The sequence below is a fragment of the Blautia sp. MSJ-36 genome (genome assembly GCF_018917985.1).
Lineage (GTDB): Bacteria > Bacillota > Clostridia > Lachnospirales > Lachnospiraceae > Blautia_A.
In genome coordinates this window covers 1-23,395 of record NZ_JAHLPQ010000003.1, presented here as the reverse complement: position 1 = coordinate 23,395, position 23,395 = coordinate 1, and the positions used below count along the sequence as shown (strand labels likewise).

At 39.2% G+C, this 23,395-nt stretch carries 20 protein-coding genes, 1 pseudogene and 1 CRISPR repeat array; of the genes and pseudogenes, 5 read left to right on the top strand and 16 right to left on the bottom strand.

Annotated features, from left to right (window positions below; genetic code table 11):
* Positions 1-5: 5 nt before the first annotated feature.
* From rpsG to KQI39_RS03425, 8 genes are all read right to left on the bottom strand, one after another.
* A complete protein-coding gene (rpsG, locus tag KQI39_RS03460) occupies positions 6-476 on the bottom strand; it encodes a 30S ribosomal protein S7 (RefSeq protein WP_207660371.1) in 471 nt (156 codons plus the stop codon).
* A gap of 229 nt (positions 477-705) precedes the next feature.
* Positions 706-1,125 (bottom strand): 30S ribosomal protein S12, encoded by a 420-nt coding sequence (gene rpsL, locus KQI39_RS03455; RefSeq protein ID WP_015526360.1) that lies wholly within the window; start codon positions 1,123-1,125, stop codon positions 706-708.
* 228 nt (positions 1,126-1,353) lie between these two features.
* A complete protein-coding gene (locus KQI39_RS03450; protein WP_215707515.1) occupies positions 1,354-2,043 on the bottom strand; it encodes a flavodoxin family protein in 690 nt (229 codons plus the stop codon).
* Between the two features lie 74 nt (positions 2,044-2,117).
* Positions 2,118-4,634 carry a YfhO family protein gene (locus tag KQI39_RS03445; RefSeq protein ID WP_216416537.1) on the bottom strand — a complete coding sequence of 839 codons (2,517 nt, stop codon included), beginning with the start codon at positions 4,632-4,634 and terminating at the stop codon, positions 2,118-2,120.
* A gap of 394 nt (positions 4,635-5,028) precedes the next feature.
* Positions 5,029-5,433: an ACT domain-containing protein gene (locus KQI39_RS03440; protein WP_021976037.1), complete on the bottom strand. Its 405-nt coding sequence runs from the start codon at positions 5,431-5,433 to the stop codon at positions 5,029-5,031.
* A 116-nt stretch (positions 5,434-5,549) separates the two neighbouring features.
* Complete coding sequence (spoIIID, locus tag KQI39_RS03435) at positions 5,550-5,807, bottom strand: sporulation transcriptional regulator SpoIIID (RefSeq protein ID WP_148445477.1); 258 nt, start codon at positions 5,805-5,807, stop codon at positions 5,550-5,552.
* A gap of 270 nt (positions 5,808-6,077) precedes the next feature.
* Positions 6,078-6,764, bottom strand: a complete 687-nt coding sequence (locus tag KQI39_RS03430) for a TMEM165/GDT1 family protein (protein WP_148445480.1) — start codon at positions 6,762-6,764, stop codon at positions 6,078-6,080.
* Between the two features lie 248 nt (positions 6,765-7,012).
* Positions 7,013-7,957, bottom strand: a complete 945-nt coding sequence (locus tag KQI39_RS03425; protein WP_216416533.1) for a ketopantoate reductase family protein — start codon at positions 7,955-7,957, stop codon at positions 7,013-7,015.
* 206 nt (positions 7,958-8,163) lie between these two features.
* Between KQI39_RS03425 and KQI39_RS03420 the strand changes: the two genes are divergently transcribed.
* The 5 genes from KQI39_RS03420 (at position 8,164) to KQI39_RS03400 (ending at position 13,544) form a co-directional block, all read left to right on the top strand.
* The gene (locus KQI39_RS03420) at positions 8,164-9,252 is read left to right on the top strand and encodes a pyridoxal phosphate-dependent aminotransferase (protein ID WP_216416532.1); all 1,089 of its coding nucleotides are present in this window, start codon (positions 8,164-8,166) and stop codon (positions 9,250-9,252) included.
* Between the two features lie 197 nt (positions 9,253-9,449).
* The gene (locus tag KQI39_RS03415; RefSeq protein ID WP_216416529.1) at positions 9,450-10,577 is read left to right on the top strand and encodes a CDP-glycerol glycerophosphotransferase family protein; all 1,128 of its coding nucleotides are present in this window, start codon (positions 9,450-9,452) and stop codon (positions 10,575-10,577) included.
* A 12-nt stretch (positions 10,578-10,589) separates the two neighbouring features.
* On the top strand, positions 10,590-11,303 hold the full coding sequence (locus KQI39_RS03410) for an IspD/TarI family cytidylyltransferase (protein WP_216416526.1): 714 nt from the start codon (positions 10,590-10,592) through the stop codon (positions 11,301-11,303).
* Positions 11,304-12,329 carry an alcohol dehydrogenase catalytic domain-containing protein gene (locus KQI39_RS03405; RefSeq protein ID WP_148445491.1) on the top strand — a complete coding sequence of 342 codons (1,026 nt, stop codon included), beginning with the start codon at positions 11,304-11,306 and terminating at the stop codon, positions 12,327-12,329.
* Positions 12,330-12,332: 3 nt separating this feature from the next.
* Positions 12,333-13,544, top strand: coding sequence for a CDP-glycerol glycerophosphotransferase family protein (locus KQI39_RS03400; protein ID WP_216416523.1), 1,212 nt, complete (start codon positions 12,333-12,335; stop codon positions 13,542-13,544).
* Positions 13,545-13,680: 136 nt separating this feature from the next.
* Positions 13,681-14,702: direct repeats of the CRISPR family, unit length 30 nt; unit sequence CTTTACATTCCACAATGTTTCTATTAATAC.
* 177 nt (positions 14,703-14,879) lie between these two features.
* Here the strand turns inward: KQI39_RS03400 and cas2 are convergent.
* The 8 genes and pseudogenes from cas2 to cas6 all read right to left on the bottom strand — a co-directional run bounded on the left by cas2 (position 14,880) and on the right by cas6 (position 23,216).
* Positions 14,880-15,158 carry a CRISPR-associated endonuclease Cas2 gene (gene cas2, locus KQI39_RS03395; RefSeq protein ID WP_216416520.1) on the bottom strand — a complete coding sequence of 93 codons (279 nt, stop codon included), beginning with the start codon at positions 15,156-15,158 and terminating at the stop codon, positions 14,880-14,882.
* Between the two features lie 3 nt (positions 15,159-15,161).
* Positions 15,162-16,154, bottom strand: a complete 993-nt coding sequence (cas1b, locus tag KQI39_RS03390) for a type I-B CRISPR-associated endonuclease Cas1b (protein ID WP_216416517.1) — start codon at positions 16,152-16,154, stop codon at positions 15,162-15,164.
* Positions 16,155-16,181: 27 nt separating this feature from the next.
* Positions 16,182-16,652: pseudogene (gene cas4 / locus KQI39_RS03385) on the bottom strand (CRISPR-associated protein Cas4).
* A gap of 33 nt (positions 16,653-16,685) precedes the next feature.
* Complete coding sequence (gene cas3 / locus KQI39_RS03380) at positions 16,686-19,112, bottom strand: CRISPR-associated helicase Cas3' (protein ID WP_216416513.1); 2,427 nt, start codon at positions 19,110-19,112, stop codon at positions 16,686-16,688.
* A 50-nt stretch (positions 19,113-19,162) separates the two neighbouring features.
* Positions 19,163-19,903 (bottom strand): CRISPR-associated protein Cas5, encoded by a 741-nt coding sequence (gene cas5, locus KQI39_RS03375; RefSeq protein WP_216416510.1) that lies wholly within the window; start codon positions 19,901-19,903, stop codon positions 19,163-19,165.
* Complete coding sequence (gene cas7i / locus KQI39_RS03370) at positions 19,887-20,762, bottom strand: type I-B CRISPR-associated protein Cas7/Cst2/DevR (RefSeq protein WP_216416508.1); 876 nt, start codon at positions 20,760-20,762, stop codon at positions 19,887-19,889. The genes cas5 and cas7i overlap by 17 nt, the downstream gene beginning before the upstream one ends.
* A 5-nt stretch (positions 20,763-20,767) precedes the next feature.
* Positions 20,768-22,474, bottom strand: coding sequence for a Cas8a1 family CRISPR/Cas system-associated protein (locus KQI39_RS17260; RefSeq protein WP_330653930.1), 1,707 nt, complete (start codon positions 22,472-22,474; stop codon positions 20,768-20,770).
* A gap of 19 nt (positions 22,475-22,493) precedes the next feature.
* Entirely contained in the window at positions 22,494-23,216 is a 723-nt protein-coding gene (cas6, locus tag KQI39_RS03360) for a CRISPR-associated endoribonuclease Cas6 (RefSeq protein ID WP_216416504.1), read from the bottom strand.
* Positions 23,217-23,395: the final 179 nt, after the last annotated feature.

Genomic DNA, 23,395 nt, shown 5'->3' with positions numbered 1-23,395 from the left:
TCGAATTAGAAGCGATAGTGAGCAAATGCTTTATTTGCCTCAGCCATCTTGTGCATGTCTTCTTTTCTCTTAACGGATGCACCTGTGTTGTTCATTGCGTCCAGAAGCTCATTAGCCAGTCTTTCTTCCATTGTCTTCTCGCCTCTCTTACGTGAGAACATTGTAAGCCAACGAAGAGCAAGTGCCTGACGTCTGTCTGCTCTTACCTCGATCGGAACCTGATAAGTAGCACCACCGATACGTCTTGCTTTTACCTCGAGAACTGGCATGATGTTGTTCATAGCCTCTTCAAATACTTCAATTGCTGGTTTACCAGCTTTTTCCTCTACTCTGGCAAATGCGCCGTATACAATTTTCTGAGCAACACCTTTCTTACCGTCTAACATGATGTTATTGATAAGTTTGGTAACCACTTTGTTATTGTACATCGGGTCAGCCAGAACGTCTCTTTTCTGAGTATGTCCTTTACGTGGCACGTTACTTCCCTCCTTAATCATATTGATTATATCATCGGTACTCACGCAGTAAAACTATTGCATGTTCGCACTGGTAAGGTCCTATATTTAACCCGCAACCGACAGGGTATATGGAATACCGTACAAATCCTTATAGTCTTCCGCTGTAATACATTAGATGAATAATATCTTTGTAATCCTCCTGATTATCTGCAATCAGGAAGCGGCGTAGATTTCTGATCTACTTAAATTATTTTTTAACTTTAGGTCTCTTAGCTCCGTATTTGGAACGAGCCTGTTTTCTGTTAGCGACACCTGCGGTATCAAGAGTACCTCTGATGATGTGGTATCTTGTACCAGGTAAGTCCTTAACTCTTCCTCCACGGATAAGAACAACGCTATGCTCCTGAAGGTTGTGACCCTCTCCTGGAATATAACTTGTTACCTCGATACCGTTGGAAAGACGAACTCTGGCGATCTTTCTAAGAGCTGAGTTAGGCTTTTTAGGAGTAGCTGTTTTAACAGCAGTACAAACACCACGTTTCTGTGGAGCAGCCTGATCAACTGCTTTCTTTCTTAAAGAGTTGTATGTTTTCTGCAGAGCCGGTGCTGTAGATTTCTTAACAGCTGTCTGACGGCCCTTTCTTACTAACTGGTTGAATGTTGGCATTCCATTTCACCTCCCGATTTATTTCTCCATGAGCTTTCCCATGGGGCCTTGCGGTTGCTATTTACAAATTACGGCATGCGAAAATATAACGTTTCATTCGCACGCTTGCTCATTATAGACCGTAAATACAGGGCTTGTCAAGGTGTTTTATAAAGAATTTTTGCTGATTTTACAGGGGTTTAACGTAATTTTCTTCATAGATGTCACAACCCTGCCAAAATGACGGTTTTACTTCCAGGGTCTGTCCTTTTCTGTCCACCCATGTTCCTTCCAGTAAGCCACATCCACTTCATTCCAGCCACTTTTTACAAGCTTACGCATCACCTCGAAATATGTTTTGGTCTTCAGCCCCGGTTTTACATGGCCATAGTTCTTACGGATTTTTTCTGCCAGCTTATCGGTAGCTTTCTCAATCTCCGCCATCTTTTCCGGAGAAATCGATTTATAATTTATGGCATGAACGGCAGTACCGTACCTGTATATCTTTCCCATTCCCCAGAAAAACATACTGTCCGCCATATCTTTGTTGGTCCATTTTGTTCCGGCACCTGCTGCAGTAGAAATACAGACTCCCTGTTTGGAAAACATATCCGGGTTTGGCCTGTGCAGCATCCACCGGTAGCCATAGTGATCCAGCCATGCTTTCATGGAACCGGTACAGTGATAAACATATACCGGACTTGTAAGAATGATCACATCTGCGCTGTCAATGGCATCTGTCAGCGGTTTCAGTTCTTTATAATATGGGCAAAGCTTCTCATCCTTCACAATACACTGGTTACATCCAATGCAGAAATGCCCGAAATCTTTTGGCAGAAAAAACTCTGTCACTTCTCCGCCCAGCTTATCTGCCAGCATTTTTCCTATATGATAGGTAGAACCTTTATGATTCTGCCCGTTTATCATTGCAATCTTCATATTTTCCCCCTCCTCTTTTATTCTGCCTTTTTCTCAACTCAAAAGTATAACATTTCTTCTTATATGTATCTACTTTAATCCGGAAAGCGGTGTTTTCCCTTTCTCATACAGATAATCCAGACTATTCCCAGCATTCCTGCTATTAATATAGAAAGAACTGCTCCTTCTTTCAGCCCCGGAGTCTGATATTTCATAACAATCTTATGTGTTCCCGCAGAAAGCTTTACCCCTGTCATTCCCTGTATACTAAATGTTTCCGCTTTTTTTCCATCTACGGTAATTGTCATATTCGAATCGTAAAAACTGCTGAGCATAAGAATTCCATCCTCTTTTACAGATATGCTTCCTTTTCCATCGCTCAGATCCATCTGCTGTGAAGAAAGTTCCTTATAAATCTCATCCAGATCCGCTTCCTCATATGTGCCAAGAACCGCTTCCTGCATTCCTGTATCCGCAGTTACCCGGACTGTGGTATCTGTATCGTATGTACCAAGATCCAGAAAATTATTGTTCCAGTAATCCGATTTCTGTTCCTGACCCTGAATCGTCACCGTATCCGGCTCTGTTCCCGGAATATAGAGATAACCATGTTCTCCTTTTTTCAGGCGAATATTAAAAGCGGTTGTTCCGATTACACCCACTTCAGAACTTACCGTCTGCATTTTATACAGTCTTTTTCCCACAATGCCAGTTAACAGACGGTTCTGCACTTCCATGGGATTTGTTCCTTCCATAATATAATTCAGTACAGAACTGTCAACCATATACCCGATTTTTAATGCCCTGGAATTTTCATACAGATCAAAAGACTGGCTTTCTCCAATCTTTTCGTAGGTTGTATTGAGGGTTCTTGTATTCCTGCACAGAAGATACCGGATTCCAAGAAGCATATCCATCACCTCTGTAGTGCCTGCATACTGAAAACGGTTCTCCAGATTTTCAAATCCCATACTTTTTACAAAATTCCACATTTCTTCTGTATTGGTGGAAGAATACATGGATACTCCGTTCAGCTGATACAACATTTCTTCATTTCTTACAAGAGGATTCACAATGGCCACCCGGTAATCCACCTGATCCACTTTTTCAGCCTCCAGTAATCCACAAACTTCCTGCTCACTTTCCACATAAATATCACGATTTGCGGTTCCATTATCTGTGATGCTGACAATTCCATGAATTCCTGTCTCAGCCAGAATCAGAACTGTAAGAATCCCGGCACAGATCTTTCGGATTTCCACACAGCCGAAAGAATGCTTTGAAAGTTTTCCACAAAAATAATTTTCCGTCCACAATGGAAGAAACATTCCTGCAAGAATTCCGTCTGTAAGAAGGATCTCTCCTGTTTTTCCGCTTCGGATCCCCACAACTGTACAAAATATTTCCGCTGCTGCCAGGCCTGCAAAAATCCTCTTTCTGCTCATATTCTCCACTTTTCCCCAGGCATCACAGGCCATTTTCAGGAACAAAAAAATCAGAATAAACGCAAAACGGTTGGGAATTCCTACCGGTTTATGCATTCCATGAAAAAGCAGATTCAGAGCAGTAATATGAAATCCCGCAAAATACAGGACAATCAATGCACCTGCCACAATTTTTTCCACTGCACGGATCTCTTTGTTAAAAAAATACATTCCTGCAAAAAGCAGTACTGCACAGCCACAATATAGATTTACGTCTCCCTGCTGGCTGGATTTTACAAAAGACAGGGAATCCTCCATCAATGCGCTCATCTGTTTCCAGATATCTCCGTAAACACCGGCAATTCCTGTGCCCGCTTCCTCTGCAGCTGCTGTTCTGGACACTGCCACAATACCCGGAATCAGTGTAATTCCCGCAAGACCTGCCGCTGCAACAGACGCACCGGAAAATTTCAGAATTGATAACCTGACTTTTTCCGGACGACGATTCGATTCCACTGTAATAAGATTTGACAGATAATAAAGGCCGGAAAATGTACATAACATAAATCCCATATAATAACTGGTAAAAATACAAAATCCCAGCACCAGGCAGTAACACTTCCATTTCCCGGTACAAACCAGCTGTTCGATCAGATATGCCAGAACCGGCAACAGTATTATGCAGTCCAGCCACATCACGTTGCTGTAATATCCCATCAGGAAATTGGACAGCGCATACATACAGCCAAGAGAAACTGCCATACTTCCTCTGCCCGGATATTTTTTTCCAGAATACCAGGCCATGGACACGCCGCAAAGCCCTACCTTGACCAGAATTACAGTCGTTACCGCCTCGTTCACATACATGAATTTCATAAGCAAAAGTACCAGAATGCTGAATGGACTGCAAAGATAATAACAAAACAGGCCATAGAAATTATAGCCCATAGAATGAGTCGAATACGTCCACCCCAGACCTTTTTGCAACTGGTTCAAAAGTTCCTTATAAAAAGCAGTATACTGATGGACCCCATCTACCACAAGGGCCGAACTTTCTCCAAATGGATAAACACCTTTCAGCGCAAAACCGGCCCCAAAGATCATCACCGGAAACAGAAACGCCAGGATGTAAACCCAGCATTTATTTCCTTTTTTATTATTCTGTTCTTTTACTGACAATATTTTCATTGCATTTTCCTCTTCTGCCATTTCTTTTCCGTCTGATTTTTTTCTGCTTATTATAAAGCACTTTATAATATATCATGTATTTGTGAAAATACTGCGAAAGTATAACAAAAGAAAAAGCTGCCACATCATTGGAGACACAGAAAACTCCGCTGATATGACAGCTTTTTCCGAAAGAATCCATGTACGCTGATCCACGGATTCCTTCATGGGTGTAATTATTAACTTTATGTGATGAGTTTTTTAGTTCCGGGCCTGTATAATATCGGATATTCACATATCCTGAGGTGGCTGTTTACAGGTTAAGAACTATTATGGTTATATGATAGCATGGCCATATACATTTGTAAAATTAATATTTAATGTTTATAATATAGAACTTATTTATAATCTATTTTTATAAAACGGTGTATCCTCTGGACTTCAGGCAGGCTCTCACTTCCATGGTGTCCTCGGTATGGAAAACCATGATCGGCTTTCCGGAATCACGGTTAAAAGAGAGATACAGATAATCCACGCTTACGTTACTGTCCTTCAATGTAAGAAGCAGGTCATTCAGATTTCCGGTTTTATCCTCAACTTCCACCCCGATCACATCGATCACGTGACAGAGATAACCGGCAGCGATCAGTGCCTCTTTCGCCTTATCCGGATCAGAAACTACCATTCGCACGATTCCGTACTCTGCACTGTCGTTGGTAACTGACCCCAGAATGTTGATGTCCTCATTCTTCAGGATCCCGGTAATGTTCTGCATAACACCTTTTTTATTTTCTGCGTAGATGGATAACTGTTTCAGCATGATAAAATCCTCTCTTTCCTCTGTGATGTGTTTTGCTGTTTTATTATATGGTAAATCTTCGCACATCTTACCCGGTATGTCAACTGAAGTAATTCAGAGAATAACTCAGACATTTTTCACCGCATATGTGCATGCAGATATTTTTCCCTCGTAGCAAGTCCTCCCCGGATATGCCGCTCCTGCTTATTCACATCCAGTACCTTCCGAACTTCCATGGCAAGTACCGGATTGATCACTTTCAGCCGTTCCACACAATCCTTATGTACCGTACTCTTACTGATCCCGAACTTCTTCGCCGCCTGCCTCACCGTCGCCTTTGTTTCCACAATATATCCTGCGATCTCAACTGCACGTTCCTCAATATAATCTTTCACTGCCAAGCCCCCGAAGACGCTTTTTTACAGTGTATGCAAAAGATCTGAAAGGTATGTACTCTGTCACTCTCCTGTCTGAAACTCCCTCCGGAAAACCACCGCAGACCCGACAATAAATGCACAGCAGATCACCCACGGGTTGCTGCTGTAAAAATAGCATCTTCATTCCGTTCCGGTTTCTCAGCAAATCCCCCCACGCAATACCGGATAGATAGTCAAAAAAATATCTGCCCGGTATTGAAATTTCCATATAAATATATATTATTTGTATTATTTTTGTGTATGCACTGCTTTAGACTTCCTGTAAAGCACAAGACAGACGATCACAAATGCCACCGTAACCACAGCAGTCAGCGGAAGAACCATAGACGACTCTGCCCCCATCAGAAGCCCGAATCCCTGTCTCAGTGTCAGAATTCCAAAAATGGAAAAAATAAAAAACGCAACTGTATTGAGAATTCCCTCCGGTGCTTTGCTTTTCAGAAGATAACCGATCAGAAGGCCGATTACATCTGCCGCAAAAAGTCCCAATGAACAGGCCAGCCATACAACAACTGCTGCACTTAAACCTTCGTTTGCTCCAAATGTAATAGCAGTAAGCTGTGTCTTATCACCAAGCTCCGCAACAAAAAATGTACAGAATACAGACAACGGCGCAAACTTAATTTTCCGGTCCTTTACATTCTCTTCCTCATCATCGTCTCCTTTAAGCGTCGTTGCCGCAAAAAACAGGAACGCCGCACCGGCAATCAGACGGATCAGCCACGTAGGAACTACCGTACTGACAAGGCCTCCGGCAAGAACCGCCAGTCCGTTCAGCACCAGGATCGCAACACCGGTTCCAAGCAGAATATCCTTCAGCTTGAACTTGGAAGTCATTGCCACCAGCATCAGCTGTGTTTTGTCACCCATTTCCGCAATGAACTGGGTAAAAAGCACTTTCATAAATAACAGCATCTTTCTTCTCCTTTGCATATGTGTCCGGTCCGGAGCCATAAAAAAAGACCCACGTATACTTTATCTCCATAACAGAAATAAAATATACATGAGTCTCATTCTTTAAGATTTGCCAGGTGCACGCACCAGTATGTTGACAAACCACGTTTACACGCGAATTACTCCCTCACGGAATTGATTTTCGTCATTGTAGCAAAGTTGAGAAACTTTGTCAAGAGAGATCGTGACTAGGGACTTTCTTGATTCGGTTAAAACTTTGCAGCCATCTCCTTCAGGCCCTGATACATTTTTTCGGAAAGAGGAATCGAAACACCAAGTCGCTTCGCCTCCTGCACAATATATCCGCTGAACGTCTCAAGTTCTGTCTGTTTTCTGCGAATACGGAAATCTCTCTGAAGTGAACTGGTTGCATTATCTGCATGTACATGGCGGAATTTATGGATCACTTCATTGATATGCTCATCTGTCAGCGCAACCCCTTTTTCACGGCCCACACTTGCAGCTTCCCATACAAGAGTCTCGTACTGCTGTGCCTTCACCGGATCACTCCGCAACTCCCCGATAGTATTATCATAAAAAGCAGTCATCACATTAAACGCACAGTTCAGAATATACTTCCGCCAGATCTCCACCTCAATATCACTCTGGTCTTTATAATCAATATCCGCACCTTTCAGAATTGCGGACACCTCTGCCACTTTTTCCTGCTGTTTTTTATCTGCATCCTTAATTCCGATACAGAGCCAGGTAAAAGTATCCTGCTGAGAAACAGAAAAATCCGCATTGGAAAAAGCTACCGTATAAATCAGCGAATCCACCACCGTTCCCTTTCCAATCAGTCGGCGAATTTTTTCTCCCGGATCTACACCATTCATTACTGGAATAATTACCGTATCCTCTGTAACCATATCCCGGATACTCTCGCAGACATCTTCCAGAGAATAATTTTTCACACAGATAAAAATATAATCCTGCTGTCCCATTTCCCGGACTGGAACTACCCGTTCCGGTCTTGCAACAATTTCTCCTTTATAATCACTGTGAAGCACCAGTCCATTTTTCCGGATACTTTCCCCTCTGGCTCCACGGGCCACCATCGTCACATGAGGATAAGCCTTCGCCAGCATTGCCGCTATATATCCACCTACACCACCGATACCGATTATCGCAATTTTTTTATCTTCTGCCTTCATCTCTGTTTCCCTCTTTCTGTCCGTCTCCGTTAAAAATCCTCTGTATTTTACGCCAGACGAACCTGTCTTCCATCCGCCAGTTATGCATAACTGTATTTTACCAGACAACTTAGAAAATTTCTATCCTGCCTTTCTTTAAAAGGCTTTCTGGTGTATACTGGATATAAATTTCTGAAATAATAAATAAACAAATGAGGTGACAGATAATGGACACAAAACCCGTTTTTCACGGAAGTGATATAGAAAAAATCTGCAGTTACTACAATCTGAAAAAAGAAGATATCGTCAAATTTGGTGCAAATGTGAATCCTCTGGGTTTATCCCCCAGAGCCAGCCAGGCCATTGCCAGCCATATAGAACTGCTTTCTTCCTACCCGGACAGAGATTATACATCTCTTCGTAATACCATTTCCCGCTACTGCAATATTCCGGCTGATTTTATCCTTCCGGGAAACGGCTCCAGTGAACTGATCTCTCTTCTGATCCAGGAACGCTCTCCGAAGCATACCCTTATTCTTGGACCTACCTATTCTGAATACTCCAGAGAACTTTCTTTTTCCGGAAGCACACAGGAATATTATCACCTTCAGGAAAGTATGGATTTTGAACCGGACATTCCGGATCTCTGCCGAAAACTGGAGCAGGGTTATGATTTTCTCATTCTCTGTAACCCCAACAACCCCACTTCTTCTGCCATCTCAAAAAAGGACCTCCGGGATCTGATCCATTTCTGTGCAGAAAAAGATATCTTTGTCATGATTGATGAAACCTACGTGGAATTTGCACCGGACATCAGTGCCATCACTGCAGTTCCTCTGACACAAGAATTCACCAATCTCATGGTTCTCCGTGGTGTCTCAAAGTTCTTCGCGGCTCCCGGAATGCGCCTGGGCTACGGCATCACCGGAAACAAAAAATTCCTGGAGAAAATGCGTGAAAAACAGACTCCTTGGTCCCTCAACAGCATTGGCGCTTTTGCCGGCGAGATTATGCTCCAGGACGAAGAATATATCCAGCAGACACGCCAGCTCATTCTTTCCGAACGTGACAGAATGATTGATGAGCTGAAAAGTATCAGCACCTATAAAGTTTATCCCGCTTACGCAAACTTTATCCTGCTGAAAATCCTGAAAGACAGCCTGACTTCTTATGATGTTTTTGAAGCCTGTATCCGTCAGGGCATGATGATCCGTGACTGTTCTTCCTTTCAGTGTCTGGAAGGCGAATTTATACGTTTCTGCATTATGATGCCGGAAGATAATTCCCGGCTTGTGAATGTGCTGAAATCTCTGTAAAACCGCATCTGCAGTCAGCAAATACCGTAATGTTGTGATTCTACCCCGGATATGTTATACTTCACAGGTATTGTTAATTCTATGTAAAGTTTGTAAAACAAGAATAACAAATTTTCGAAACAACTATGTTATACTTCGCCAGGTATTGATTTATAATAACCTGCAATAATAGATAATATAAAACGGGAGGATCTGTAATGATATTTGGAATAAAACAAATCATAAAAATGCTTTTCCAGCAGCTGATTCTTCCGGTTGTTTATAACGCCTGTACTGCAAAACCTGTCATACCCGGAACTGTAATCCTGGCGGATGCACATCACGACGAAATTCCGTTCAGTATGCTCGCCATAAAAGAAGAGCTTTCCAGGCATCCGGAGCTTCAGGTTACAGAAATGTACTGGAATAATAACGAATCTTCTCCTGTGAAGATTTTCCGGAATATGGTTTCTTTCATGAAAAAATACGCCACAACGGAAACCGTTATCATCTGTGACAATTTTCTGCCTGCCGCATCCTGCAAAAAACGCAGCGAGACACAGGTCATACAGCTCTGGCATGCATGTGGCGCATTCAAAAAATTCGGCTATGACACAGAGGAAGATATCCCTTCCTATTATGTTGGCAATGTAATGGCAAACTGCAGTCTGGTAACTGTCAGTTCCGATATCTGCATAAAACCTTTTGCTAGTGCCATGAAGCTTCCGGAAACCAGTATTCTTCCAGTTGGTGTCAGCCGGACAGATATGTATTTTAATGAAACTTTCAATCAGAAATGCCGGGATAACTTTTTCAGCCAGTACCCGGAAGCCCGGAACAAAAAGATCGTTCTCTGGGCTCCGACTTTTCGTGGAAAACCTGGGGTTGCCAGTGTTTATGGACTGGATGATGTTCTGAAAGCTCAGGAAGAACTGAAAGATACACATTATTTCATTATTAAACTGCATCCTCATACGCAGGTACACACCGAAGGAACCAATTGTGACATTCCTTCCGAAGAACTGCTTCCGGTTGCTGATATTGTCATTACCGATTATTCTTCCATTCTCTTTGACGCCATGATCTATCAGCTTCCACTGGTTCTCTTTGCCCCGGATCTGGAAGAATATCTGGACAACAGAGGTTTTTATCTGGATTACCACACACTTCCAGGTATCCATATTCAAAAAGAAGAACAGCTTGTAAAAGTTCTTTCTGACGAAGCACGCCTTAATTCTTCCGTTAATCAGAAATACCACGATTTCTTCCAGGACTACATGGCCGCCTGCGACGGACATGCAACCCGGCGTATTATGGATTATGTTTCAAAATCTCCAAATAAATAAGAGGTAATATATATGGCTAATAATATTTTTGGAATTATCCTGGCTGGTGGCCAGGGAACACGAATGGGCAACGCAGAACGCCCGAAACAGTTTATGGAAATCGGCAAAAAACCAATCATTATCCACACAATAGAAAAATTTGCCATTCATTCTGCCTTCGATAAAGTAATCGTTCTTTCACCAAGAGCATGGATCTCACACACCAGGGATCTGATCCGGAAATATATCCCGAGATCATCCAACGTTGTTGTTGTACAGGGCGGTTCCACAAGAAACGAAACCATCATGAATGGAATCCGCTATATTGAAGAAAATTTCGGCCTTGATGACAATACCATTATTGTCACCCATGACTCTGTCCGTCCTTTTGTCTCCCATCGCATGATTGAAGAAAATATCCGTGCAGCCCAGGAATGTGGCGCCTGTGACACCGTAATCCCGGCAACGGATACCATTGTGGAAAGCGCAGGCCATCAGTTTATCAGTTCCATTCCGGACCGTTCCACTATGTATCAGGGCCAGACACCGCAGTCTTTCCGGGCAAAAAAACTCCGCGACATTTATGAAAGCCTTACTGCAACAGAAAAACAGATTCTCACAGACGCATGCAAAATTCTCGTTCTCAAAGGTGAAAAAGTCCAGCTGGTAGAAGGTGATGTTACCAACATCAAAATCACATATCCTTCTGATATCCGTCTGGCTGAAGCTCTAATGGAGGGAAAATAAATGTTAACTTCTGTCTATCGCCTGGTCAGGCCCCGTCAGTTTGAACTGGTTTTTAAGGATATCACCCTTGATACCTCCCATGTGATTGTTCATCCTGTCCGCCTGTCTATCTGCAATGCAGATCAACGCTATTATCAGGGGCTCCGTGCGGAAAACATTCTCCGCAAAAAGCTTCCCATGGCTCTGATTCATGAAGCAGTAGGCCGGGTGGTTTATGATCCGTCCGGTCAGTTCCAGGAGGGGACTCTTGTGGTCATGATTCCCAATACCCCTTCCGAAACCGATGAGGTCATTGCGGAGAATTACCTGCGGAGCAGCCAGTTCCGTGCCAGTGGCTTTGACGGCTTTATGCAGGAATATGTCAGTATGAAACCGGATCGTCTTGTACCGCTCCCGGAAGATATCAACCTTTCTGTGGCTGCTTTTACAGAAATCGTCAGTGTCAGCTACCATGCCATCCAAAGATTTCTCCGTTTTTCACATACACGCAGAAATGTAATTGGCGTATGGGGCGATGGCAATCTCGGTTACATCACTTCACTTCTTCTGAAAATCATACTGCCGGAAAGCAGAATCTGTGTGTTTGGCGTCAATGAATACAAACTTCATGATTTTTCTTTTGCAGATGATGTATTCCTGATTTCCGAGATTCCGGATGACTTTTATCTGGACCACGCATTCGAATGCGTAGGCGGCGCTGCTTCATCCAAAGCCATCAATCAGATCATTGACCATATTAATCCGGAGGGAACCATTTCCATCATGGGCGTGTCCGAGGACCTTGCCCCGCTTAACACAAGAATGATCCTGGAAAAAGGTCTTCGTCTTTTCGGAAGCAGCCGAAGCGGCCGGAAAGATTTTCTTGGTCTTATTAACCTGTATAAAGAAAATCCGGATGTGGTAAACCAGCTGGAAAAAATCGTAGGAGCCGAAATCCACGTAAAAAATATTCAGGACATCATCCGTGCTTTCGAAATCGATATTCATAAGATCATGGGAAAAACAATTATGATTTGGGAGAATTAACAGATGAAAAAATTATTGAAAAAACTTTCCAGGGGACCTCTTTCTCCTGTTTTTAAAGTATATCGAAAAATATATAAGCCTGTCGTTCTTCATTTTTTCTATCCTGTTGCTTATAAATTTTTCACACTAACAAGAAAAGTAAATCCGAAAAAGGTTGTTTTTATTGAAGCCCGTTTTGATAAAATTACAGATACTTTTCAGCTGATTTATAACCGCATGGAAAAAGAAGGCTATGAAATCCATGAATGTTTCCTGCTGAATACCAAACCAGGAAAACTTGCATATACAAAACGCAGTCTTCATATGCTGAAAGAAATTTCCGATGCCCATTATATTTTCCTGAATGATGCATGCAACGTCACAAGCTGTATTTCTCTTCGAAAAGGAAGCAGTATCTTTCAGGTCTGGCATGCCTGCGGCGCGTTCAAAAAATTCGGCATGAGTACTGCCGATCTGATTTTCGGTGACAACCGAAAAAATCAGGAGAAATTCCCCAATTACCGGAATCTTGCCTATGTTACTGTCAGCAGTCCGGAAATCAGCTGGGCTTATGAAGAGGCGATGAATCTGAAAAATACAGATACTCAGATTGTAGCTACCGGAATCAGCCGTACCGATGTTTTTTATGATAAAAACTTTATCGAATCCGCTGCCGAAGCTGTTTATTCTGTGTGTCCCAAAGCCCGCTCCAAAAAAATTATTCTGTACGCTCCAACTTTCCGCGGCAGAGTAGCAAAAGCTCAGACACCTGACTGTCTGGATATTGCAGCTATGAAAGAAGCTCTTGGAGATGAATATTTCCTGCTTCTGAAACATCACCCCTTTGTAAAAAAACGCCCGGAAATCCCGGAAGACTGCCAGGATTTCGCAATGGACGTCACCAAAGAACTGGATATCGACAAATTACTTTGTGTCAGTGATGTATGCATCTCCGACTATTCCTCACTGATTTTTGAGTACTCCTTGTTCGAGCGCCCGATGATCTTCTTCGCCTACGACCTGGACGAATATTTTGACTGGAGAGGCTTCTACTACAACTACGACGAACTCACCCCCGGCCCCATCGTAAAAACAACCGAAGAAATCATCGACTACATCCAAAACCTAGACACCCGCTTCAACCCCTCCCAGGTTCACGCCTTCCGAGAAAAATTCATGTCCGCCTGCGATGGACATGCAACGGATAGGATTTTGGAGTTGGTGGAGAAGTGTTGACAGAAACTTTATAAAAAATTATTGCCCCGGGGTGCTGGTGTTCAGCACGCCGGGGTGTTGTTTTGTATTAAATTTGTGTTCCAGAATGGTTCTATTAATGCGGAAAATATTACAGCAAAGAACTGACACCTCCGGTTTTTACATTCCATGATGGTTCTGTTAATACAGTTCTGAAAGATATAAAAACTGATCCTGACAATCTACTCTTTACATTCCACAATGGTTCTATTAATACGCAGTTGCCTTATAAGAAAATGCTTAACGCACTGTCCTTTACATTCCACAATGTTTCTATTAATACAACTTGACCGCCGGACAGATTTAACACACCAGCTTCCTTTACATTCCACAATGTTTCTATTAATACAGTGCTATCGGTGGAATTGAATCGGCGTTTTCATTCTTTACATTCCACAATGTTTCTATTAATACGGACTTGTCCGAATGAACGCCAATAAAATTTTTACGAACTTTACATTCCACAATGTTTCTATTAATACAAAAATGCTTCCTGTAACCGCGACTGTAGCAGGACTCTTTACATTCCACAATGTTTCTATTAATACTGTATCTACATAAATAGCATTTTGATCACCGATAGTCTTTACATTCCACAATGTTTCTATTAATACGGCTCATGAACTACCTCGGGTGTAGGTACATTCTTTTCCTTTACATTCCACAATGTTTCTATTAATACCAAAACGGTGTATCGGCAATTAAACAATCATTTAACTTTACATTCCACAATGTTTCTATTAATACAGTGATGTGTCAAACGGCATTGTAAACTCTAACGTCTTTACATTCCACAATGTTTCTATTAATACTAGACCAGTCGGTAAGAGTAACCTTTGCAGAACTCTTTACATTCCACAATGTTTCTATTAATACGAACCGTCTGCTGTGTGCTACTTGGTGTTACTGTCTCTTTACATTCCACAATGTTTCTATTAATACCTTTTGACGTGTTGCAAGCTCTTGTTTTTCGACTTTCTTTACATTCCACAATGTTTCTATTAATACGTTGAACAGCGCCGATAATGACGCTATAACAATAATGCTTTACATTCCACAATGTTTCTATTAATACCCGGTTCCAGGCATCACTGACCATTGGATACAGCACTTTACATTCCACAATGTTTCTATTAATACCCATACTCCACATTTACCTATAACACAAGGCTTATTTTACCACTTTCTGTCGACCCTGTCATTTACAATTTCTTTGAAACAAAATTTGCATTCCAAATAGCCTCCAAATCTTTCATTTTCCTTATAAATAAAGGATTGTCGACCTCCCGGGATTTTTTCCGTATCACAGGTCGACAATTACAGGATAAAACTGGTCGCATCATCTTTCCGTCCCCAGAATTCCTTATCCAACCATTTCTCCTGCCTTGATTTGAAAATAATCACAGAATCCAGTTCTTTATCTATATACAACTTAAGCTCCTGCTGTAACTGCGCCAACTGAGCCTTAGAAAGCTCACCTTCAAAAACAGAATTCTGAATATGCGTTAAATATCTTTTACAAATCTTAAAAATCTTCGACCAACGCTTCGCACCATTCTCCTGCTGACTTACGTCATAAACTAAAACCACATACATAATTCACCACCATATTCTGAACCCTTCATATTCTTTCTCACCAAGCAAATGCTTTATCAATTTATAACACTCCAGTCGAAGTAAATACTGATAAGAAACCTGTCTTCCCAAATCTTTATGCATCACTGTCTTTTTGAGACTCTTTTCAAGTTCAGATACAATTAATTTAGACGCATCCTTTTTCAAATGAAGAAAATTCAATTCCTTTGTAAAACTATCTTCCGTAATCTGGTTTCGATTCAATAATGAAAAAATCAATCTGTCACCAATCAGTGGTTTAAATACTTCCGCAATATCCAGACTCAACGAAAACCGTCTCGCCCCAGGTTCATGCAGATAACTGACCGTAGGATTCAGCTGTGTATGATAAATCTCACCAAGTACCTTCGTATAAATCAGCGTATTAACAAACGAGATCAACGAGTTGATCATATTGTCCGGTGGATGCATTACACGCTTCTCAAAATGAATCTCCTGATTAACAATCACATTCCACGCAGCATAATACCTTCTTCTGATATTACCTTCAATCCCCATCAGCTCTTCAATCGTTTCCACATTTCCCAACTGTTTACGGAGAGAATCCACATCTCTAAGATATTCCGACACATCTTTTCCCCGACCATTATAATATCGAAGATTCCGGTAAATACTATCCGCTGCCGCCTCTATAAATTTCCTTGCAAGAACCAGCCTTTTCTCATAATCCGTATAATAACTGACCTGCTTCACTAACAGCTGACCTGCCAGCAGACTTTCTCTTGGATAATAACTTCCCGTATAAAAATTATAATAATTGAAAAAATGTATCGGGATCCCATACTGCGATATGTAATTAATAAACGCAGTATTAAACGACATCTCGGACATAACATAAATATCCGAAATCCTCTCAATCGGAATATCCCTTTTCTCACCATCATAATTTGTAAACTGAAGCGTATTATCCTTCCGTTTCAAATCCCCGTTATTATAAACGTAAAAACTTTGTTTCATACTTTTCCCCCGATACAAATCCAAAGTTTATATGGTACACAAATCATAATAAGCACATTTTTTACACAATTTACTATTACCCGAAACCGATGGAACCTCCTGATGTTGGATGTCTGTAATCTCAACAAGAATCCTTTCCAGAATTTCCACATCCTTTTCCGACAGTTCAACAATTACAGACTTCTTCAACAGTGGATAATCTATCTTCCCTTTAAGACCATTCACACCTCGTTTCTACAAATAATAAAGATAATACTTCACCTGCCAGATCCCGGCATCTTCCACAGCCTTACTTTTCTTGACCTCATGCAGTTCCTTATGTTCGCTAATAAAATCGATATTTATAATATCATCAATATTCACATGCTTATCCTTTTTCTTATAACTGCTCTCATCCAGAATCTTCCCAAGAATTACATCTTCATTCTCCGTCTCCATACGGATATCATGGCAAAAATACCACAATTTCCGCTTGCAGACGAAATAATAATAAATCATCACCCCAGTGATTCTCTCGTCCATTTTCATCACCTATACAAATATACCATCCGTTTCCAGTTCCTCATCCAACAGTAAACCTGCTCCTTTACCGCTCTCAGATTCAAAATCATATTTACAATTTGCTCTGTGAATATTCATGGTTCTTCTTGTTCTTTTATCCTTCGTCCCTTCGGCCTTCACTATTTCTCTATCAACAGCCTTAGGATATCGTTGATAAAGAGATAAACCTAATGTCAAATCCTCCAGTTTTGTTCTTATCAAGCTCCGAACTTCTCTGCTAATATTAGGCTCCTCTAAAAAATCAATTCCCGCATCAAATAAGTTTTGATTCTCACTATAAATTTTTTCTGGAACAATCGTAATACTTTTTATTTCACGTACCTGAATTTCTTTTTCTACATATTCAGTTGGATTAATATTATCAAATAATTCCAAATCTTTTTCTATTTCCTTAAAATATGCTGTTTCTCGAATTGCTTCTACCTGATACACTTCATTCATATATTCTGTCTTCATCGTTTCCTCAAAAGGTATATCTTCATATTTCTGTAAGAGTTCCAACGCTCGATCATATAATTCTTTTTCATAGACATTCTTTTTTCCAACGCCGTTCTGATTGTCATATACATACACATTTGCATCTTCCGGGCAATATCTTCCTTTACGATTGCATCTACCCAAACGCTGCAAAAGCCCTTCTGCCGTACACATTTCTGTATACAAAACATCAAAATCAATATCCAGACTCGTTTCCACAATCTGTGTTGTAATCCAGATACCTGTTTCATCAGAATCCGAAAAATCCATGATTTTTTTCTCTAATAATGCTCGGTCACGTCGAATATATCTGGAATGAAGCAGCCAGACAGTATCACTCTTATCTTTCAGTTTACTATAAATCTCCTGAGCCTTCCTGACTGTATTACAGATAACCAGAACCTTTTTATTCATCCCCTGTTTTGCAATTTCATCCAAATCCATTTCTGCATGAATGATTTTTATTTTATGTCTCGGATACTCTTCAATCTGATATTCACTGCCAGTAAAATCCTGAAACAGATACTGTTCATTCTCTACCAGACCATATTTCTCCATAAAATACTTCAAAACCGTTGGAAACGTCGCTGTAATAATTGCAAATTTCCCACCCAGATGCTGAATCATTTTCAAACCATATATAATCGTAGCAATTACATGAGGTTCATACGACTGTATCTCGTCCAGAATTAACTTTGAATATTTTAACGTTGCTGCAAATATCTCTGTTCCCAACGCTTTATAAACAAACTTAAATAGCTGATCCACCGTACATACAGTCAAAGGCTGCGCCAACATTCTGGAACGATCATACTTTTCACAAATTTCCCAATCGTTCTCTTTATAAGCTTCCTTATATTCTTTCAAATACTTAGCCATACTGTCAGAATGGAGCAATGCTACATTTTCATACTGGTATTTATCTTTGATTCGTGAATAAATTGCATTAGAAGAAACCTTTAGCGGTAATGTATAAAAACCTTTTTCTCCGTCCAGCCACAAAAGCGAAGCTTCTGTTTTTCCAGACCCTGTCGGTGCTATAATAACCAGATTACTATCTTTATGCTCCATCATATATTTCTGCGCTGGCCTTAATACATTCCCCTGCAAAAAACATTCTATTTGTTTTTTTAATTTCTTCTCTTCTAAATCAACAGCAAATTCTGATTCTTCATAGCCCGCACTTACTGTATAGTCAAATTTATTCAACAAACCCTTAATCACAACATATTCATTCCAAATATCATCTGAAACATCCTGAATCTTACTGTGGCAAAGATTATTTCGAAATAGAAGATCATATATATTACTGCAATACAATTTCGCAATATCCCTGTTTAAATATTGACTAATATATTTTATATAATATTTTTTTCCATACTTCCGAATTTCTGGACTGTCATAATCATCTTCCCGATCATGATGATAATACACCGCTGTAATAAATGGCCTAAAATCTTCCTCCGAAAACAACTCCGATAGATTCCTGAATTCTGGCAGAGATATGGTTATTGCGCTAAGAAAACCATGTGGGATTTGAATTGTTCTCCTTGCATTTATCTTTAATTCTTTAGCCACCTCTGGATTGACCACTGCCTGAAATATTTCATTCGCCTTACCCCAATCATGCACCCGACAAGCTTCTATAACCAATGCCTTTTCTTTCTCTGTAAAATAAGCTCCATATTGAGAAAAAAACAGCCTCGCACACTTTATAATGTCTTCCTGGTGTTCTCTCAATGTTTTTTGCTCTTCCTCGATATCTTCTTCAATCTTTTTTACACTATTATTTATAATGCAAAGATCCGCGTCAGTAAGTTCATTCTCTAGTTTTTCAACAATATTCTTTAACTTTTTTTTAATCTCATCCTTTTTTTCCTGAGATAACGGTTTCCTTTTTGATTTTGCGTAGAATTTCATATGTGCTCTCTTTCCATGACTGTCCAGAAAACTGTCCAGCCCACTTAACACTAATATAAAACAACAGCCACATCTTCCTCGTAATCATCCACATATGCGCCAGTTCTCAGTGTCACGCCTCTTAAACAATAATATGTTCTGACTCGTCCACCATCTTTTTTCCAACGACGAAATCCCTGTTTACTGATTGTATATTCCCGCGTCAGATTATATACCGTCGTAATTCCCTGCTTTGGTACTACAATCCTATCCTCTGCGCTCTTCCATTCCTCTTCTACCGGGATATACATATCTCGTATTACATCTAATTCATCTTCCTTATGAACATTCACAATATCTATTCGTTCAATATCCAATAAGTCCTCATAACGACCAAGGGACAGATATCTGGAAGGATATTTTAAAGACTGATAAATTGTATCAAAGTCCTCTTCATTAGGAACAATATGAATTACCATACGATTTTCACATACAAGCTCAACATTGGCGATTCCTTTATAAATGCCATACTCTCTTCCATTGTCATTAATGCAGATCTGATGCCGTCCTTTTTCAAATTTTCCACCTGCTGAAAAAGAATATCTTGTATAGAGTTCCGATACCGTTCCACTATTCGTTCCCTGAATCCCCAATTTCATTGGATGAAATTCTTTATATCCACAAGCGGCATGAATCATCCCTAATACTGTAGAATATGGTGGTAATGGAAATGTTTCTTTTATGATAAAGCTAGTTGGTTTCCTATAATTAACCAAATTTTGAAAACACTGTAATCTAATTGCTCTCTCCATAATACTGATCCACTTCCTCTTTTAAATGTGTAAATACCGCTCCCACTGATTCTGCATTTAACTCTTCCTTTATAATTTTTTCATTATCGAAAATACCAGTAGTAATACCTACAAATGTATTCTCCTTCACAGAAGCATCTTCCAGTATTTCTTTCAGTGTTTCAATATTAATTTTATCTTCATTTACATTTACTCTGTTTTCAAAGAATGGATTTTTTCTTACATATCTACCGCCGATAATAAACAATGGGCTTAAATTTTCCCTTCTTCCTCTAATATCTCTATATAAATATTGTACCGATTCCAAAAGTGTTTTTATTCTTTCTGCTTTCACCTCGCCTGAAAGGTTAATTTCCCCGTCTACACCTATTCTATCAAGATCTATAGATATTGTATATGTATAGTAAGAACGCTGTATTTCACTCTGTGCAATACCATTTTTTAAATTTCCCCTTACTGAAAGTCCCATATTAGTTAAAAAATCCAAATCACCTTGAAACGGCTCTAACGCAATTGCATTACTAAGCCGAACCACTGCACTTCTGGTAACCGCTCCGCCTTTTTCATTATCACCTTTTGCAATTGTTTTCATATATCCAAAAAGGTCTATTTCCGGATATTCCTTTATTGTTGCAGATGGTGCAAACTGAACAACTCCACTCTTCCCATCAACTGGTGTATTATCCCAATTTGCCTGTTTTACAATATTATATCTCATCGCCTGTCTGGAAATATACGCATATTGTTTTTCATCGCCTCTATTCATTTTTTTTAAATAAGAAAAATTTCTTATTGATTCTCCGTAATTTGCACTTTCTGCCAAAAATATCATTGTGAATGTTAAACCTTCTCTTCTCATAATTATCAATTCTCCTTTCCAGCTTCATAACACCCTACCAAACCAGCAACAAAAGCATGACCATATATCTGAGCTTTTTCTTTATCGTTCAAAATTTCAATCAATGCCTTAGGTATTAGAAGCGATTTTTCATTTTCATCTTTCTCAGTTCCATACACACCATAAAGCCTCAGAACAATGTCCATAAATTTGCCAACATTGTTTACAGATAATGCTGTTAATAGCTGATAATTAATTCCTCTTAAAGATTCACCTGTAGTATCACCTTTTGATTCCATAATAGCCTTTCTTAATTCTGAGCCACACCTTGTTAAAATTTTACAATCCATAATGTTTCCCTTTCTTTTTTCTCTATCCTTTTCAAATATAAGTTCTGACCATAGCTGAATTTTAAATATCCAATATATATATAAATTAAGCTTTTGATCGTCTATAACATTTCTCATTAAAGAATTAAGTAAAAGATATTGATTATGTTGGTAAAACAAATTCATAATTACATTTTCATGTATATTAATAACCTCATTTCCAACTTCTGCCTTCGGCACTTTACCCAGCCATTCTATAGCCCTGGCTACTTCTGGTTTGCTTATTATCTTCAATGTACTTCTTGGCGGTTTATAAAATATATATTTCTCTTCTTCTGCATTAACCCCACGTATAATTATCTGTATATTAGTAAGCTCCTGCATTTTTTCCTTAAGCAAAATATTTATCGTTTGAGCAAACCACTGAGAATACTTTTGATTTTCCTTTTTTTCTCCCTCCATCACACTTTTTCCAACCTTTTTGTTAGAAGCCAACAGTAAACGAACATTACTGTTAATATTTACAAAAATGAATTTATCAGTAAATAATCGAAAACCTAATGGGCTTAATGCATATACAAATGAACATATTGGACAAAGAAACGCATCAACTTTACACTCCCAAAATGCAGAACGTTTTCTATTATTTCCAAAATCGTCTCCTGTTTCATTCACAAACGTAATTGGAATTTTCTCTTTCTTTCCATATATTGGAGCTCCACAATCAACACATATTTCTTTTGTATTTTTGTGATTTGATTCCAAATATTCTCTAAAAGGATCTGAAAAATCTTTTTCAAAGACTAATCGCATATCTTTTTTAGCATTTCCTTTATACAAAAAGCTCTTTCCGCTCCAAAAGCACTTAATATATGCATAAATTGCGCTCTTCATAATAAATGTTTCTCTACATTTTGATTGGATAAGGAATTCTTTTAACTCAATCAATCTTTGTTTAAGTTCATACTGTTCCAATTTGCTATTCAACTTATTTTTTTTTAAATTTAAATATACTTCTGCACTTTCGATACTTTCCTTAATATTTTCAAATCCATTTTGATAACTATTCGATAATAGTTTATCATTGATAAACTTTAAATCCTCTTTTTCCTCCTTTCCTGGTTTCCAATTATTATTCTCTATTTTTTCAAGACAAATTTGAATTTTATCTAACACTCCCTGATATGCTGTGAATGGACCAAAATATTTCACGCACGCTTTAAAATACATATCAGTCCAGTCTGCTGTTTTAGCAAAATCTTCACTAATCCACAATGACTGAGCATCATCTGAAATCCCAAAATCAATTTCTTCTTTTGCTTCTGCTACATCCAGCATATACTTAAAGCCAACTATTCCAGCATTTTTCTGAAAATCGCCTAGAGTAATTGCATATTTATCCACTTTAGTATTCACCTTCTCTCTAATATACAATTTCCCACTTTCCATGTCCTTCAGAACGTCTTGTTCCAAATCCTGCAGCATACAGTAAATTCAATAACTCTACGCTTCCTGTTAATTTAAAAATTCCAATTGATCCATCAACCCAGCGTCCAAATACTTTTGTTACAACTTTTTTAGTTTTTATAGGCGTAATAGAAAAGTCACTAATATCCATTGGTATATCTAACTTCTGTAAAAAAATACGTAGATTATCCTTGGCAATATCTGCAAATTCCGGATCTTCACAGCTGTAATAAATATCTGTATTTTTACTTACATCGTGTCTACGTACAATCAGACTACTCTGCATCTTAACAATAATCTCTGTATCTTTTATATCCCGCATTTCTTGCGTTCTAATCGAAACCAACTTCATTGAATTATGAGTCATATGAAAATTTGTGCCTTGGATTAATGAGAAAGCATTATAAAAATGAATCAACTCTTCCAAGTCAATAGTTGAAAAATTAATAAAAAACTTTTTTTCTCTTAATAAAATTTTTTCTGAAGTAAACTGTGCACCTGGAAAATAATTTGACCAGGTAAACTTTTTTAGCACAGATTTTTCTTTTGTATATAACTTCTCAAAAAGCTCTTCTGAATAGTTTTGGATTGCCGCTTTAAAAAAACTTACGATTAATCTATCTATTTCTATTGGTAGTTCTGGTTTTTCCAGTTCAAATTCTAATTTTAATTCTGTCATGTTTAAATTCCTCCCCTCTTTAACACTATTTGTCCTTTGTTAACGTTAATATATCACCTTCTAGTATAATAATGATGTAGTCAATCAAGACTACTTGGTTAATAAGTTTCTATAAATCAGATAACAGAAGAAGGGGTTCTTCCTTCATCAGATGTTATCCGTAATAATGATCATGTCTG

Coding starts and splice junctions, on each gene's coding strand:
- cas6 (WP_216416504.1), bottom strand. CDS start 23,216: ATGACAGAATTAAAATTAGAATTTGAACTGGAAAAACCAGAACTACCA.
- cas2 (WP_216416520.1), bottom strand. CDS start 15,158: ATGTATGTGGTTTTAGTTTATGACGTAAGTCAGCAGGAGAATGGTGCG.
- KQI39_RS03410 (WP_216416526.1), top strand. CDS start 10,590: ATGGCTAATAATATTTTTGGAATTATCCTGGCTGGTGGCCAGGGAACA.
- cas3 (WP_216416513.1), bottom strand. CDS start 19,112: ATGAAATTCTACGCAAAATCAAAAAGGAAACCGTTATCTCAGGAAAAA.
- KQI39_RS03430 (WP_148445480.1), bottom strand. CDS start 6,764: ATGCTGTTATTTATGAAAGTGCTTTTTACCCAGTTCATTGCGGAAATG.
- KQI39_RS03400 (WP_216416523.1), top strand. CDS start 12,333: ATGAAAAAATTATTGAAAAAACTTTCCAGGGGACCTCTTTCTCCTGTT.
- cas1b (WP_216416517.1), bottom strand. CDS start 16,154: ATGAAACAAAGTTTTTACGTTTATAATAACGGGGATTTGAAACGGAAG.
- KQI39_RS03415 (WP_216416529.1), top strand. CDS start 9,450: ATGATATTTGGAATAAAACAAATCATAAAAATGCTTTTCCAGCAGCTG.
- KQI39_RS03445 (WP_216416537.1), bottom strand. CDS start 4,634: ATGAAAATATTGTCAGTAAAAGAACAGAATAATAAAAAAGGAAATAAA.
- KQI39_RS03425 (WP_216416533.1), bottom strand. CDS start 7,957: ATGAAGGCAGAAGATAAAAAAATTGCGATAATCGGTATCGGTGGTGTA.
- KQI39_RS03450 (WP_215707515.1), bottom strand. CDS start 2,043: ATGAAGATTGCAATGATAAACGGGCAGAATCATAAAGGTTCTACCTAT.
- KQI39_RS03405 (WP_148445491.1), top strand. CDS start 11,304: ATGTTAACTTCTGTCTATCGCCTGGTCAGGCCCCGTCAGTTTGAACTG.
- rpsL (WP_015526360.1), bottom strand. CDS start 1,125: ATGCCAACATTCAACCAGTTAGTAAGAAAGGGCCGTCAGACAGCTGTT.
- KQI39_RS03440 (WP_021976037.1), bottom strand. CDS start 5,433: ATGCTGAAACAGTTATCCATCTACGCAGAAAATAAAAAAGGTGTTATG.
- KQI39_RS03420 (WP_216416532.1), top strand. CDS start 8,164: ATGGACACAAAACCCGTTTTTCACGGAAGTGATATAGAAAAAATCTGC.
- cas5 (WP_216416510.1), bottom strand. CDS start 19,903: ATGGAGAGAGCAATTAGATTACAGTGTTTTCAAAATTTGGTTAATTAT.
- cas7i (WP_216416508.1), bottom strand. CDS start 20,762: ATGAGAAGAGAAGGTTTAACATTCACAATGATATTTTTGGCAGAAAGT.